The following is a 14,209-nucleotide window of genomic DNA, read 5'->3' as shown; positions in this document are numbered from 1 at the left end:
CCGGATTACATCCGGGCTACGCCAGCACTTCCACGGGCATGCCGACCTGCAACTCGCCGATGCCGCGCGGCAACAGGTTCTGGCCGAAATACACCTCGCCATCGCGCTCGCGGTAGGTCTTCAGGGTGGTCAGCGGTTCGCGGTCGGCGCTGCGCTCGCCGGTCTGCGGGTCGATGGTAGTCAGCACGCAGCGACTGCAACCTTTGGCCACCTCGAACTCCAGCGTACCGATGCGGATCCGCTTCCAGCTGTCCTCGGCAAAGGCCGCGCTGCCCTGCACCACCAGGTTGGGGCGAAAACGCAGCATCTCCAGCGGCCGGCCGACGCGTGCGGACAGATCATCCAGCGAGGCCTGGCCGATCAGTAGCAGCGGGAAACCGTCGGCAAAGGCCACCTTGTCGCCGGGCTGGGCATAACCGGTATCGACCTGCCGCGCACGACTCTCGGGCACTTGCACCAAGCGGCAGGCGCGACCGATAAAGGCGCTCAGCCACTCGGCTGCGGCATCGCCGGCATCCGGCACGCGCAGGCTGTCGCGCCATACGGTCACCCCGCGCAGCTCACTGTCGGCATCCGGCAGCGGCACATCCAGGCTGTCACGCCCCGGCGCGCTGAGGGTCAGCCCGCCCGCCGCATTCCACAGCGCCGAGAGCTGGCTCATCTGCGGCAGCAGGCGCTGGGTGAGGAAACGGCCATTGCCCTCCTCCACCAGCATCCAGCGCCGATCACCCACCACGCCCAGGGCGTCCAGACGCGCACTGGCCAGGCTTTCGGCCTTGCCTGACTTGAGTGGGTAGCGATAGAGGGCAGCGAGTTGCATGACCGGCATCCTTATCCTTGGGGGAAAGATGCCGGTTATACGGCGAGCACGCGACCAGCTCAAGCCCGTCGCGTTAGTGGCGGCTTATTCGTCGAGCTGCAGGCGCTCGCGAATCACATCGACCAGCTTGTCCGGCTGGAACTTGGAGAGGAAGTTGTCGCAGCCGACCTTCTTCACCATGGCCTCGTTGAAGCTGCCGGACAGCGAGGTGTGCAGCACCACATAGAGGTCTTTCAGGCGCGGATCGTTGCGGATCTCGGTGGTCAGGCGATAGCCGTCCATTTCCGGCATTTCCGCATCGGTGAAGATCATCAGCAGCTTGTCGGTCATCACCTCACCGGTGTCGGCCCACTTCTTCAACAGCTGCAGGGCCTTGAGGCCGTCGCTGGCTGAATGCGTACGCAGGCCCAGCTGGGACATGGTTTCGCGCAGCTGATTGAGGGCCACGGTGGAGTCATCCACCAGCAGCACTTCGCGGCCCACGGCCTTGGCCAGTAGCGGATCGGCCAGTTTTTCGTCGGAAACCTTGGTGCTCATCGGCGCGATTTCCGACAAGACCTTTTCCACGTCGATGATCTCGACGATCTGCTCATCGACCTTGGTGATCGCAGTCAGGTAATGCTGGCGGCCAGCCCCACCGGGCGGCGGCAGGATGGACTCCCAGTTAAGGTTGAGGATGCGATCCACGCCACCCACCAGGAAGGCCTGCACCGAGCGGTTGTACTCGGTGACAATAATGGTGCTGTTCTCGCTCGGCGTAATCGGCCGCATGCCAATGGCCTGGGACAGGTCGATCACCGGCAGGGTCTGCCCGCGCAGGTTGACCACGCCACAGACGTGCGGATGGCGCTGTGGCATCAAGGTCAGCTTGGGCAGCTGCAGGACTTCCTGGACCTTGAACACGTTGATGGCGAACAGTTGCCTGCCGGCCAGACGGAACATAAGGATTTCCAGGCGGTTCTCACCCACCAGCTGGGTGCGTTGATCCACTGAATCGAGAATGCCGGCCATTACGCGCTCCTGTTAACTAAATCGAGTCTAGCCAGTGTATCGGCCAGTTGCGGGCTAAATGAAAGCAGATGGCCAGGCACCATCATGCCTTAGAACCTGTTTACGATCTCCTGGCCGTCGGCCATACCGCGTTAAAAACAGGCTCGGAATGCTCATTTACAGCTCGTAAACTCCGCTTCCTCGCTTGTTTTTGCCTTGCCTGGCTCTAGTCCAAAAGATCGTAAACAGGTTCTTAGCCAAGCAGCAGTGGCGAGCCCGCCGGCAGGTGCACGCGCAATGCGCCTGGGCGTACGGCAAAACGCAGGTGGCGGCTCTCCAGGGGCTCGCCATCAAGGTTGATATCCAGCCCCTCTGCCGCCTCGACCTCGACCCAGGGCAAGCGCGCACTCACCGACACCGATTCGAGACCGAGAATCCCCCCGGACAACAAGGTGCCCAGGGTGCCGACCAGATCCTGCGGCGCCGGCACGATGCAGATATCCAGCAGACCGTCGTCCACCCGCGCCTGCGGGCACAGCACATGCCCGCCACCGGCCTGGCGCCCGTTGCCGATACCGAGGGCGAGAAATTCACCCTCCCAACTGAAACCCGGCCCCTGGAAACGCCCGAACGCCGAATGCACCTCGGAGAAGCGCGTCAGCCCGGTGAGGAAATAGGCGGCGCCACCGAGCAGCTTCTTCAGGTCTTCCGAGGTGTTGGCGGTGATCTTCGAACCGAAGCCGCCGGTGGCCATATTGAGGAACAACTGGCCGTCCACCTCGCCCAGATCGATGGGCCTGGGTGGCTCATCCAGCAGGGCCAGGGCCTCGCTAGGCAGCAGGGGAACGCCCGCCGCCCGGGCAAAATCATTGGCCGTGCCCAATGGCAGCAGCACCAGAGAAGCGTGCGCAGCGCTGAGGGCCATGGCCTCGGCGACATCGCGCAGGGTGCCATCACCGCCACCGGCAATCAGGGTCGAATAACCGGCGGCCAGCGCCTCGTCGACCAGGCGCGCGGCATCGCCGGCTTCCCAGGTCAGGCGCACGGCCAACTCCCAGCCGGCCTCACGCTGCGCCAGCACGGCGGCGCGCACTTCTTCGTTGAGTGCCTGCTTACCATGCAGGATCAGCAGTGCCTTGCGTTCGCTCATGCCCTACTCCTTGTGCAGAATGCACCCGAGTATATGCAGACAGCCCGTTCGGCGCGGAAGTCCCTGGAGTGGCGCAATCAGGCCGGATAGCCGGTGATCTCGCGGATGCTGCGGTACAGCGGACGCAACTGCTGGTACATGCGCAGGTAGACCTCGCGGTACAGCCGCTCGTAGACCTGCACCGCCTGAGGATTGGGCTGGAACACCTTGCCCACCCGGGTCATGGCGGCGATGGCCGTGGGGAAGTCCGGGTGCAGACCGAGGCCGACGGCGCAGTCGATGGCCGCACCGAGGCCGGAGGTCTCGTACAGGTGCGGACGCTCGGCCGGCAGGTTGAAGATGTCGGCGGTCAGCTGCATGGCCGCATCGCTCTGCGAGCCGCCGCCGGAGATGCGCAGGCGACTGATGCGGGTGCCCGAGCGTTTCTCGATCTTCTCCTTGCCCTGGCGCAGGGCGTAGGCCAGGCCTTCGAGGATGGCGCGATACAGGTGCGCGCGGGTGTGCACGTCGCCGAAACCGATGATCGAGCCCTTGGCCTCCAGGCCCGGCTCGCGGATGCCTGGCGACCAGAACGGCTGCAGGGTCAGGCCCATGGAGCCGGGCGGCACGCTGTTGACCAGCTCGTCGAACAGGGTTTCCGCCTCCACCCCCAGCTCCAGGCCACGCTGGCGCTCGGCGTGGCCGAACTGCTCCTTGAACCAGCTGACCATCCAGAAGCCGCGGAAGATCATGACCTCGGTGTTGTAGTGGTCGGGAATCGCCGCCGGGTACGGCGGGATCAGCGGGATGGTTTCCAGGTACGTCGAGCGCGTGGTGTTGATGGTCGCCGTGGTGCCGTAGGACAGGCACGCCGTGCTCGGCTCCACACCGCCGGCGCCGATCACCTCGCAGGCCTTGTCCGACGCGGCGGCGATCAACGGCAGGCCTTCGGGAATGCCGGTATGCCGGCTGGCCTCGGCCGTGATGGAGCCCAGACGCTCACCCGGCTTGACCAGCTCCGGCAGCATCGACGGCTGGATCGGAATGGCCTGCCACTTCCAGTCGCTGGGCTTGGCCCAGCACAGGCGCTTGTAGTCGAACGGCAGGTAGGCCACGCAACTGCCCACCGAGTCGGCAAAGCGGCCGCTCAGGCGATGGGTGAGAAAGCCCGACAGCAACAGGAACTTGTGCGTATTGGCCCAGATCTGCGGCTGCTGCTGGGCGATCCAGTTGGCCTCGGCCTGGGCGCGGAAATAGTCGATGGTTTCCTCTTCGCGGATCAGCTTGAACAGCCAGCCCCAAGGCCCCTTGATATGACCGGCCACCTCGGCACGGCGCTGATCCAGCCAGAGAATCGCCGGGCGTAGCGGCTGGCCCTCGGCATCCACATTGATCAGGGTGCCGCGCTGGGTAGTGACCGAAACACCGGCGATCAGGCGCTTGTCGATATCGACACTGGCCCACAGGCGCCGGCAGGCCTCGCCGAGGCTGGCCCAGTAGTACTCGGGGTCCTGCTCGGCCCAGCCGGGGTGCTCCGAGTAATAGGGCTCCAGCTCGACCTTGCCCTTGCCGAGCAGGTTGCCGGCCAGGTCGAAGAGCAGCGCGCGCACGCTCTGGGTACCGTTGTCGATGGCCAGCAGGTAGCGTTGTTCGGTCACGTCGGTTTCCACGGCAGGTCACGGCAGGCTGTAGCAACGGCGCCACAGCTCCAGATAGCGTTGTTGTTCTTGTTCCCAGCGCGCATCACTCCAGCCCAGGCGCGCCTGGCACAGGGCACGGATGCGTGGCAGCTCGGCGGCGGCACCGTCAGCCAGGAGCAGGCCGATGCGCGTGCGGCGCAGCAACAGGTCGTCCAGGTGCAGCACCAGCTCATCGTCACAGGCCTGAGCCAGCTCGGCCCACAGGGTATCGCTGGCGCCAATGCGCTCGCCACCCAACTCGTCCAGCAATACCGCCAGACGCGGCAGCGCCAAACCATGGCGACCGGCCAGGCGGCGCTGCTGCGTGGCACTCAGGCCCGGCAGCGGCAGCGGTGCTACGCCGTGGAAAACCGGCTGCCCGACATCCTCGACCGTCTTGTCGGCAAAGGGCGCACAGGCGCGCAGCACTTCCAGGGCCAGCAGGCGGAAGGTGGTCAGCTTGCCGCCGGCCAGGGTCACGCAGCCGGGCTCGACCCACAGGGCGTGTTCGCGCTTCTCGTCCGATGGTTTGCTCGTGGACGCCGCGTCCGTGCTGACCACCGGCCGCACGCCAGCCCAGCTCGACAGCACATCGCCACGGGTGACGCCGGCGGCGGGAAATACCTGGGCGCAGGCGGCCAGCAGATAGTCGACCTCATCGCCGGTGATACGCGCATCGCGGTCCAGCGCTTCGCCATGGTCGAGGTCGGTGGTGCCGATCACCGTGGCGCCTTCCCAGGGGAAGACGAATACCGGGCGCTTGTCCTGCCCATGCATAAAGCTGATCGCCTGGGCCACCGGCAGGCGCCAGGCCGGTAGCAGCAGGTGGCTGCCGCGCAGCGGGCGGATATGTTCCAGGCCCTCCCGCTGGCGCAGCTCATCGGCCCAGGCACCGGTGGCCTGGGCCACCACGCGGGCATGGAAGGCGTAACGCTGACCGGACTCGCTGTCTTCAGCCTGCAACCCGACGACCCGGCCGTTCTCTCGCGTCAGTTCTAGCACGCGCAGGCCGTTGAGCGCTTCGCCGCCCTCGGCGCGCGCCTCGCCCAAAACGCGCATGACCAGGCGGGCATCGTCGGTCACCGCATCGGTGAACTGGGTGGCACCGAGCAGTTGCTCGTCCTGCAAACCGGGGGCGAGAAAACGCAGTTCGCGCAGTGGCTGATAACGGTGCAGACGCTGGCCGGCCAGGGCGTCATACACGCCGAGCAGCCCGCCGAAGACCTTGGGCCCGGGAAACTGCCCGCCGTAATGGGGAAACAGGAACGGCAGAGCATCCACCAGCCCCGGCGCCTCGCCGAGCAGGCGCTGACGCTCGCGCACCGAATCACGGGTCAGGCCGAGCTGGCCCTTGGCGATATAGCGCAGGCCGCCATGCACCATCTTCGAGGAACGACTGGAGGTGCCCCAAGCGAAGTCGCGCTGTTCCAGCAGCAGGCATTTCCAGCCGCGCCGCGCCGCCTCACGCAGGATGCCGGCACCGCTGATGCCGCCACCAACCACGATCAGATCCCAGTCGCGCGCCGCCAGCTCGGGCAGCGCCGCCTCACGCCAGGCGGCGTTCCAGGCCATATTCAGTCTTCCAACAGGACGCCAGGGGCTAAACGACCCTCGGGGTCGAAATGCTGCGCCATGCTCCTCAGCGCGGCGATACCCAGCGCGCCCTTCTCCGCCTGTAGGTACGGTGCATGGTCACGACCGACACCGTGTTGGTGGCTGATGGTGCCGCGGTTGTCGGCAATCGTCCGGCTGGCCGCCTGCTTGAGCTTGCTCCAGCGCGCCAGGGTCTCGCCGTAGCTGCTGCCGGGGCGGAACACGTAGGTGGTGTAGATGCTCGAACCCTGGCCATAGACATGCGACAGGTGGGTGAACACATGCACGCGCTCGCCCTCCTCGCTCAGGCCATGACGCAGACTGTCCTCGACCTTGTTCAGCAGGTTGTCAACATTGCTCCAGTCGGTGGCAGTTTCCAGGGTGTCCACCGCGTAACCAGCCTCCCATAGACCGTGGCGCAGGTAGGGGAAGCGGAAGCGGTTTTCCGCCCACTTCTTGCCCAGCAGGGTGCCGGTAAAGACCCCACCTTGAGTGCGCAGGATGCGCTTGGCCTGTTTCACCGAGAGCGCGTTCTGCGCGCGGTTGCCGGTGACACCGAAGGTCAGCATGCACTTGCCGGCACGGGCGCCGCGCAAGGCCAGGTATTTTTCCAGCCAGGCGATCTGCTCGGGGTGGCCGGCCAGGGCCAGCTGGGTCTCGGTCTCGATGGCGTTGGACAGGCGCAGCATCGACAGTGGCACGCGCGCCTGCACCAGGGCACGAATGCCGGCCAGGGCCTGCTGCCAGCTGGGCAGGAACACGGCGAAGAACTTCTCCTGCTCGGCCAGCTTGGTCACCCGCACCTTGACCTCGGAAATCACCCCGAAGCGCCCTTCCGAACCGAGGATCAGCTCGCGCAGGTCGGGGCCGGCGGCCGAGGCCGGGAAGGTCGGGATCTCCAGGGTGCCGGCGAAGGTCTCCACCTTACCGCCGGCGAACAGCTGCTCGATGCGCCCGTAGCGCAGCGACTGCTGGCCGCTGGAACGACTGGCCACCCAGCCGCCGAGGGTCGACAGCTCCCAGGACTGCGGGAAGTGGCCGAGGGTGTAGCCGCGGGCGCGCAGCTGCGCTTCCACCTGCGGGCCGTTGGCTCCGGGAGCGAAAGTGGCGATCAGGCTGCTCTCGTCGAGGTCGAGCAGCTGGGTCATGCGCTCCAGCGACAGGGTCAGCACCGGTTTCTCGGACTCGACCGGGTTGATGTGCCCGGCCACCGAGGTGCCGCCACCGTAGGGAATCAGGATCACGTCGTGCTGGCGGGCCCAGGCCAGCAGCTCGCGGATCTGCGCCGGCGTTTCCGGCAGGGCCACGCCATCGGGGAATACGCCGAAGTCGCCGGAGCGCATGGCCAGCCAGTCCGGCAGGCTCTGCCCGCGGGCATGCCGCACACGCACCTCGGCGTCCAGGCTGATCAGCGGATGACGTACGAGCAGGCGCGACGCCGGCACCTGGGCCAGCACCTGCGCCAGGCTGGCATCGGCCAGCGCCTGCCCCGTACCGACCCGCGCCTCGAGGAAGGCGCCGCCATTGGCCGGCAGCACCACCTGCGTGGCCTCGTCACCCCATCCGTTCCAACGTCGCATCTGCCGCTCCCCTGTGTGTTCCGCTGACCATCGATGGGTGCCTATACTAGCCGGCCGCGTCATCCGGTCACTGTCAGATCGGGACAGCGGTTATCGCCAATCAAGACAAGCAGAACAACAAGAACCATGCTGACCCTTGGCTATACCTCGGTTCCCGCCCTGATCAAATACCTGCGCCATGCCGAACGCCTCGGCCTGGACGTGGAAGCCGTGCGCACAGCGGTCGGCATCAGCGCAGAAGACCTCGCCGACAACGGCAAGCGCATCCCCAGCGAGCTGCACGAGCGCCTGCTCAGCCATCTGCTGGAAATTTCCGGAGACCCGCTGTTCGGCATGCGTTCGGCGCAGTTCGTGCAGCCCGGCTACTGGAGCGTGCTCGGCTACATCACCATGAACTGCGCCACCCTGGGCGAAGCCATGAGCCGCATCGTGCCCTACGAGAAACTGGTCGGCGACATGGGCACCAGCCAGCTGCTGGCCGCAGGCGACCACGTCAAGCTGGTCTGGAACTGCCGCCACGAACGCCCCGACATACGCCGGCACATGGTCGAGGGCGTCCTCGCTTCGTGGATGCTCTATGCGCGCTGGATCGCCGACATGGACAAGTCGCCGCGTGAGGTGTGGATGCAACATGCCCGCCCCGATGGCACCACCCAGGCCGATTACGAAGCCGTGTTTGGCTGCCCGGTGCTGTTCGAGCAGCCCTGCAACGCCCTGCTGGTGCCCATGGACTACCTGGCCATCCCCTTGCGCCAGGCCGACGCCAACCTGCTGCGCACCCTGGAAGAACACGCGCTGACCCTGATGGCCGGCCTCGACGACAACGAGCCGTTGCCGCAACGGGTGAAGAACGCCCTGCGCCTGCTGCTCAAGGACGGCCTGCCGCGCAAGGAGAAGGTCGCCGAGAAGTTCCACATGACCGTGCGCACCCTGCAGCGCCACCTGCAGAACGCCGGTACCAGCTACCAGGAAATCCTCGACCAGCTGCGCCAGGAACTGGCCGAGCACTACCTGCTACGCAGTGACCTGGCGATCGAAGATATCGCCAGCTACCTGGGCTTCACCGAAGCGCGTTCGCTGCACCGCAGCTTCAAGGCACGCACCGGCATGACCCCGGGCGAATACCGCGAACGGCACAAGGGCAATCTGCTGTAGCGCAGGGTAGGTGGCGAGCTGTGCTTTGCCCTACCCCAGCAGCTCGCTCAGCGGAATAAAGCGCAGCAGCTCACCTTCGGCATAGGTCCTGTCTTCCAGCACTTCCACCAGGCCATCGGCCCAGGCGGCGCTGCGCAGCACGCCGGAGCTCTGGTTCGGATAGAGCACCGCGCGGCCGCCTTCGAGGCGTGCGCGCAGGTACTCGCGGCGTTTGCCGGCCTTGCTCCAGGCGAAACCGGCCGGCACCTGAATGGCCAGCGGCTCGACCTCGACCACACCCAGGCGTCGCAGCAGATAGGGCCGCGCCAGCAGGCCGAAAGTGACCAGGGTGGAGGCCGGATTACCCGGCAGGCCGATCACCGGCACACCGCGGTAGTGGCCACAGGTCAGCGGCTTGCCCGGCTTGATCGCCAGCTTCCACAGGGTCAGCTCGCCGTCCTCCTGCAATACCTGGCCGAGGAAATCCGCCTCACCCACCGAGACCCCGCCGGTGGACAGGATCAGGTCGACATCGGCCAGCGCCGTCAGGGCATCACGGGTGCGCTGCAGGTCGTCGGCGAGGATGCCAGCATCCACCACCGCGCAACCCAGGCGACGCAACCAGGCGCACAACAGGCTGCGGTTGCTGTTGTAGATCTGCCCCGGGCCCAGCGGCAGACCGGGCTCGATCAGCTCGTCACCGGTGGACAGCACCGCAACCCGCGGTCGGCGCCGCACCGACAACTCGGCACGACCCAGGGAGGCGGCCAGGCCCAGCTCGACCGGGCCCAGGCGCGTGCCGGCGGCCAGCACCTGCTCGCCGGATCGGGTTTCCTGGCCCTGCGGGCGCACGTTCTGCCCCACCCGCAGTGGCTCGTTGAAGCGCACCCGGCCATCGGCCAGCACTTCGGCGTTTTCCTGCATTTCCACGCAGTCGGCGCCGGCCGGCATTGGCGCGCCGGTGAAGATCCGCGCGCAGGTGCCCGGCTGCAGCGGCGCGGGCGCCTGGCCGGCGAGGATGCGCTGGCTGACCGGCAAAGGCTCACCGCTGTAGTCGGCCAGGCACAGCGCGTAGCCGTCCATGGCACTGTTCGGCCAGGGCGGCAGGTCCAGATCGGCGATCAGCGCTGCGGCCAGTACGCGGCCATCGGCATCGGCCAAGGGCACGTTCTCGCACTCGTCAATCGGCGCCGCAGCGGCCTGGGCCAGCAGGCGCGCCAGGGCCTCCTCGACCGGCAGCAGGCTCATCCGCGGCTCTCGCAGGCCCCGACCGCCTTGAGGTGTGGCACGAAATTGCAGGGCCGGTGACGGTTGTCCAGTTGCTCGGCAAGGATGCCGTCCCAGGCCGTGCGACAGGCATTGGTCGAACCCGGCAGGCAGCACACCAGGGTGCCATTGGCCAGGCCGGCCAGGGCGCGCGACTGGATGGTGGAGGTGCCGATATCGGCCACAGAAATCTGCCGGAACAGCTCGCCGAAACCATCCACCTGTTTGTCCAGCAGGCAGCGCACGGCTTCCGGGGTGCTGTCGCGGCCGGTGAAACCGGTGCCGCCGGTGATCAGCACCACCTGCACCTGGTCTTCGGCAATCCAGCTGGCGACCTGGGCGCGGATCTTGTACAGATCGTCCTTCAGCAGCACCCGCGCGGCCAGGCTGTGTCCGGCGGCACTGAGGCGATCGACGAACAGCTGGCCCGAGGTATCGGTGTCCAGGCTGCGGGTATCACTGACGGTTAAAACGGCGATATTCAGCGGCACGAATGCCGCCTCGGCCTTGTGGCTCATGGCGCAATCCGGTTGTGGCGAAAACAGGCCGGTGTTATATCACAGGCCCCAGCCAGAGCACCGCCATGACCGACTCCAGCCCCCTTCCTGCCTGCTCCATCCTGCTCCTCGCCGGCGGTCGCGGGCAGCGCATGGGCGGCCAGGACAAGGGCCTGCTGGAATGGCGCGGACAACCGCTGATCGCCCATCTGCACGCCGTGGTGCGCCCGCTGAGCGACGACCTGATCATCTCCTGCAACCGCAACGCCGAGCGCTACGCGGCCTTCGCCGATCAGTTGGTGCAGGATGACGACGGTGAATTCCCCGGCCCGCTGGCCGGCATCCGTGCCGGTCTCAAGGCCGCCCGCCACCCCTGGCTGCTGGTTCTGCCCTGCGATGCCCCACTGATTGATGCGGCCTTGCTGCAGGCCATGCGCGCCCGCGCCGCCGAGGAGCCGGACAAGCCGCTGCTGATTCGTCGCGGCGAGCAGTGGGAGCCACTGTTCTGCCTGCTGCCACGCAGCCTTGCTGGCGCCGTCGAGCAGGCCTGGCAAGCCGGCGAGCGCAGCCCCCGGCGCCTGTTGCTGCAGCTCGGCGCCCAGTCTATCGCCTGCGCCGCAGACGACCCGCGTCTGGCCAACCTGAACACCCCCGAGCTGCTGGCGGCGAGTGCACAGCGAGGCTGACGGGCACTTTTTTGCGGAACTTGCCCAGCGCTACCCCGTCAGAAACCGGGTACCCACCGGATAAGACGGGAGAACCCCATGACTCGACAAACCCTTGCCAGCCTGTTTATCGCCCTTGGCCTCAGCACCTTGGCCGGCTGCGCCACGCCCAGCGTGATCACCCTGAATGACGGCAGCGAAATCCAGACCGTGGACGTACCGGAATATGACGACGAGGCGGGTTTCTACGAGTTCGAACAGCTCGACGGCAAACCGGCCAGAATCAACAAGGACGAGGTACTCAGCGTTAAGGAACTGTGAGCCTTCACCCCGTTCCCACGGCGGCTGCCCAAGGACCTGAGCAGCCACTGTGGGAACAAAAATCTTCGCGCTAACCCCTTGTGCAGCAAAACCTTTTCGGTACAATGCGCGCCATTGAACGGAGCGTAGCGCAGCTTGGTAGCGCGTCTCGTTCGGGACGAGAAGGTCGCAGGTTCGAATCCTGTCGCTCCGACCAAATCCCGATTTATAGCTGCCTAAAGCAGTCTATAAACCTCACAACAAAGCCCGCCTAGTGCGGGCTTTGTTGTTTCTGCCGCACAGGCTGCGCCGCACTTACCCACTGAACCCCAGGCGCGCTTAGCGGGCATCTACCAGCACCCGGGCAACCAGCAAGCCCAACGCCAGCCCCCGCTTAACCCGTTAAGAGCGGAATGGTAAAACTGCGTGGCGCGCCAATCACGAAGGGCGAGTCGGGGTGCATCAGAGCACCTTATGAGCACTTCAGATCTTTGCGAGACAGGCTCTCAGAGCAGCACCTGCTGACGCGCAGCCGTGTGCACACCTTCCAACTCCAGCAAGGCCAGCTTGCGCTGCAGTCCGCCGGCATAGCCGGTCAAACTGCCATCGGCACCTATGATGCGGTGGCACGGCACGATGATCGAGATCGGGTTGAGCGCGTTGGCCCGACCGATGGCCCGAGCCGAGGTCTTGTGTGGCAACAAGCGCATGCCCAGCTCGGCGTAGGTCAGGGTCACGCCGTAAGGCACCTGGCGCAGATGGCGCCAGGCCTCATGCTGATAAGGCGTACCACGCGGCGCCAGAGGCAGATCGAAGACCCGCCGCTGACCGGCGAAGTATTCGTCAAGTTGCCGGGCCACTGGCGCCACGGCGGCCGTATCACGCTGCCAGGTATAACCGTGCCACTGCGCGGGCACCTGATTGTCAGGCAAAAAATCCAGACGCAGCAACGCGCCCTGCTCATTCAGCAAAGCCAGCATCGGCCCCAGCGGGGAATCGAGCAGATCGCCGCAGACCGCTTCCTGATCAGTTGTTCTCGGCATAGGGCCTCATGCTGTCGGGCACTTGATTGCAATTAATGGCGATACCGCCCGTAATACCTGACGAGCAGCGGCGCCCAACCGATAGGCAAGCGGGCCGCCGCATGGCTATGATCGAACACCATGACCTCCCCTGTCCAAGTTCGCCAACCTTGTCCGCCCGGTGCCTGTAACTGTGGACGTGACGATCTGCTGGATACGCCCGGCGCCGATCTGCGCATCCTCCTCCTGACCCGTACTGAGGAGAAGCGCCTGCTCGATCGGCTGGAAAACATTGCCGACCTCAATGATCTCGAGCATCTGCAGCGGCGCCTCCATGAACAGCTAGGCATCCACCTGGAAGTCGCCCCTGGCTTCAACGAAGTCCGCAGCATGCGTGGCATCGCAATCAAGCTCGATGAACTGCCCGGACTGTGCCGCAAAACCCGCCAATCGATCCCGGCTGCAATTCGGCGCGGGCTGGAGAAACACCCGGAGATTGCCTACGAACTGCTCAACGCCCACGACCTCTTGCGGGATGCCTGAGGCAGTCGAACAGACGAATGCCCGGTAGACGCTGGAACAGCGCACTTAACGAAAAGAAGGGATTGGCACGACAGGCCAGAATCATCAACACAGATTCTGCAGCCGTTGAGTCAAATGGCGTCCCAGAGTGGGTTCGAACCACCAACCTTCCCCTTAGGAGGGGGATGCTCTATCCAATTGAGCTACTGGGACCTGTAAGAAGCGGCAAGCTGAGCCACCTTTGACGGGCCCGCATGTTAACGGGCATGCCTGGATTTGTCATGCCGTAGACCCTGTTTTACTCATCAGCAGGTACCCAGCATGCCGAGTCATTCCTCCCACAGCAAAACCACGGACTGCGATCTTAAAATTCGCCGCGCCCGACCCAGCGACGCCAGCCGACTGGTCAGTTTGCTCAAGCAGCTCGGCCACGATGAGCCGGCGGCAGACAGCATCAGGCTTGCACAGCACCTGAACCCAAGAGCCAACCGCGAAGTCCTGGTGGCAGAACGGGACAACCTGCTGCTGGGGACCTGCACACTGCACCTGATCGAGCACCTCGCCCATGGCTTCGCCCGCTCGGCAATCATCGAGGACATGGTCGTAGACAGTGAACAACGCGGTCGCGGGATAGGCAGAGCTCTGATGCTCAATGCGATCGACCAGGCAACCCTCTGGGGTTGCTACAAAGTCGGATTATCGAGCGCGGCATCGCGCCAGGCCGCCCATCATTTCTATCAGGACCTGGGCTTCGCGGAACACGGCATAAGCCTTGCCCTCAATCTGAAAGCGCCGCTCTAGCTCGGCACCCGGGAGATACTGGTACGATCGTTTTGCATAGTGGCACGCATTTCAGACAACTGGTGCTGGCAATGAGCCTGCATCCGGAGGCAAAATCTGACACGCAATTGGCGTCAAATAATCGACCCACTAACGAAATGTCGATGAGACGGTGAACGGCTAGTGCCAAACGCAGTCAGAGCAGTAACAATCGCATAGCCCAATGCCAGCA

At 65.3% G+C, this 14,209-nt stretch carries 14 protein-coding genes and 2 tRNA genes; 6 read left to right on the top strand and 10 right to left on the bottom strand.

Features of this window, described 5'->3' with window-relative positions; all coding sequences use genetic code 11:
- Positions 1-16 precede the first annotated feature (16 nt).
- From HNE05_RS07895 to HNE05_RS07870, 6 genes are all read right to left on the bottom strand, one after another.
- Positions 17-829 carry an MOSC domain-containing protein gene (locus HNE05_RS07895; RefSeq protein ID WP_173205281.1) on the bottom strand — a complete coding sequence of 271 codons (813 nt, stop codon included), beginning with the start codon at positions 827-829 and terminating at the stop codon, positions 17-19.
- A 75-nt stretch (positions 830-904) separates the two neighbouring features.
- Complete coding sequence (locus HNE05_RS07890) at positions 905-1,831, bottom strand: chemotaxis protein CheV (protein ID WP_173205278.1); 927 nt, start codon at positions 1,829-1,831, stop codon at positions 905-907.
- 232 nt (positions 1,832-2,063) lie between these two features.
- Positions 2,064-2,960: a lipid kinase YegS gene (yegS, locus tag HNE05_RS07885; RefSeq protein WP_173205275.1), complete on the bottom strand. Its 897-nt coding sequence runs from the start codon at positions 2,958-2,960 to the stop codon at positions 2,064-2,066.
- Between the two features lie 77 nt (positions 2,961-3,037).
- The gene (locus HNE05_RS07880) at positions 3,038-4,597 is read right to left on the bottom strand and encodes an FGGY-family carbohydrate kinase (protein ID WP_173205272.1); all 1,560 of its coding nucleotides are present in this window, start codon (positions 4,595-4,597) and stop codon (positions 3,038-3,040) included.
- A gap of 18 nt (positions 4,598-4,615) precedes the next feature.
- Complete coding sequence (locus HNE05_RS07875; protein WP_173205269.1) at positions 4,616-6,190, bottom strand: glycerol-3-phosphate dehydrogenase/oxidase; 1,575 nt, start codon at positions 6,188-6,190, stop codon at positions 4,616-4,618.
- A 2-nt stretch (positions 6,191-6,192) separates the two neighbouring features.
- Positions 6,193-7,791 (bottom strand): FAD-binding oxidoreductase, encoded by a 1,599-nt coding sequence (locus tag HNE05_RS07870; protein ID WP_173205266.1) that lies wholly within the window; start codon positions 7,789-7,791, stop codon positions 6,193-6,195.
- Positions 7,792-7,917: 126 nt separating this feature from the next.
- Here HNE05_RS07870 and gliR point away from each other — a divergent pair, with 126 nt between their 5' ends.
- Positions 7,918-8,946 carry an AraC family transcriptional regulator GliR gene (gene gliR, locus HNE05_RS07865; RefSeq protein ID WP_173205263.1) on the top strand — a complete coding sequence of 343 codons (1,029 nt, stop codon included), beginning with the start codon at positions 7,918-7,920 and terminating at the stop codon, positions 8,944-8,946.
- 30 nt (positions 8,947-8,976) lie between these two features.
- Here the strand turns inward: gliR and HNE05_RS07860 are convergent, their stop codons facing one another.
- Together HNE05_RS07860 and moaB are read right to left on the bottom strand one after the other, a co-directional pair.
- Positions 8,977-10,173 (bottom strand): molybdopterin molybdotransferase MoeA, encoded by a 1,197-nt coding sequence (locus tag HNE05_RS07860; protein WP_173205260.1) that lies wholly within the window; start codon positions 10,171-10,173, stop codon positions 8,977-8,979.
- Positions 10,170-10,709: a molybdenum cofactor biosynthesis protein B gene (moaB, locus tag HNE05_RS07855; protein WP_173205257.1), complete on the bottom strand. Its 540-nt coding sequence runs from the start codon at positions 10,707-10,709 to the stop codon at positions 10,170-10,172. Before moaB ends, HNE05_RS07860 begins: the two co-directional genes overlap by 4 nt.
- A 65-nt stretch (positions 10,710-10,774) precedes the next feature.
- On the opposite strand from moaB, the gene mobA reads away from it, so the two are divergent.
- The 3 genes from mobA (at position 10,775) to HNE05_RS07840 (ending at position 11,870) form a co-directional block, all read left to right on the top strand.
- Positions 10,775-11,374 carry a molybdenum cofactor guanylyltransferase MobA gene (gene mobA / locus HNE05_RS07850; protein WP_173205254.1) on the top strand — a complete coding sequence of 200 codons (600 nt, stop codon included), beginning with the start codon at positions 10,775-10,777 and terminating at the stop codon, positions 11,372-11,374.
- 78 nt (positions 11,375-11,452) lie between these two features.
- Positions 11,453-11,674 carry a YgdI/YgdR family lipoprotein gene (locus HNE05_RS07845; RefSeq protein ID WP_173205251.1) on the top strand — a complete coding sequence of 74 codons (222 nt, stop codon included), beginning with the start codon at positions 11,453-11,455 and terminating at the stop codon, positions 11,672-11,674.
- Between the two features lie 119 nt (positions 11,675-11,793).
- Positions 11,794-11,870 (top strand) — tRNA-Pro (locus HNE05_RS07840).
- A 289-nt stretch (positions 11,871-12,159) separates the two neighbouring features.
- Here the strand turns inward: HNE05_RS07840 and HNE05_RS07835 are convergent.
- Positions 12,160-12,696, bottom strand: a complete 537-nt coding sequence (locus HNE05_RS07835) for a methylated-DNA--[protein]-cysteine S-methyltransferase (protein ID WP_173205248.1) — start codon at positions 12,694-12,696, stop codon at positions 12,160-12,162.
- A gap of 120 nt (positions 12,697-12,816) precedes the next feature.
- On the opposite strand from HNE05_RS07835, the gene HNE05_RS07830 reads away from it, so the two are divergent.
- Entirely contained in the window at positions 12,817-13,218 is a 402-nt protein-coding gene (locus tag HNE05_RS07830; protein WP_173205245.1) for a hypothetical protein, read from the top strand.
- Between the two features lie 115 nt (positions 13,219-13,333).
- Here the strand turns inward: HNE05_RS07830 and HNE05_RS07825 are convergent.
- Positions 13,334-13,410 (bottom strand) — tRNA-Arg (locus HNE05_RS07825).
- Between the two features lie 108 nt (positions 13,411-13,518).
- On the opposite strand from HNE05_RS07825, the gene HNE05_RS07820 reads away from it, so the two are divergent.
- Positions 13,519-13,998 carry a GNAT family N-acetyltransferase gene (locus HNE05_RS07820; protein ID WP_173205242.1) on the top strand — a complete coding sequence of 160 codons (480 nt, stop codon included), beginning with the start codon at positions 13,519-13,521 and terminating at the stop codon, positions 13,996-13,998.
- Positions 13,999-14,209: the final 211 nt, after the last annotated feature.

It is taken from the genome of Pseudomonas campi (genome assembly GCF_013200955.2).
Taxonomy (GTDB): Bacteria; Pseudomonadota; Gammaproteobacteria; order Pseudomonadales; family Pseudomonadaceae; genus Aquipseudomonas; species Aquipseudomonas campi.
The sequence above is the reverse complement of the archived record's forward strand: the minus strand, read 5'-3'. Positions and strand labels throughout refer to the sequence as shown.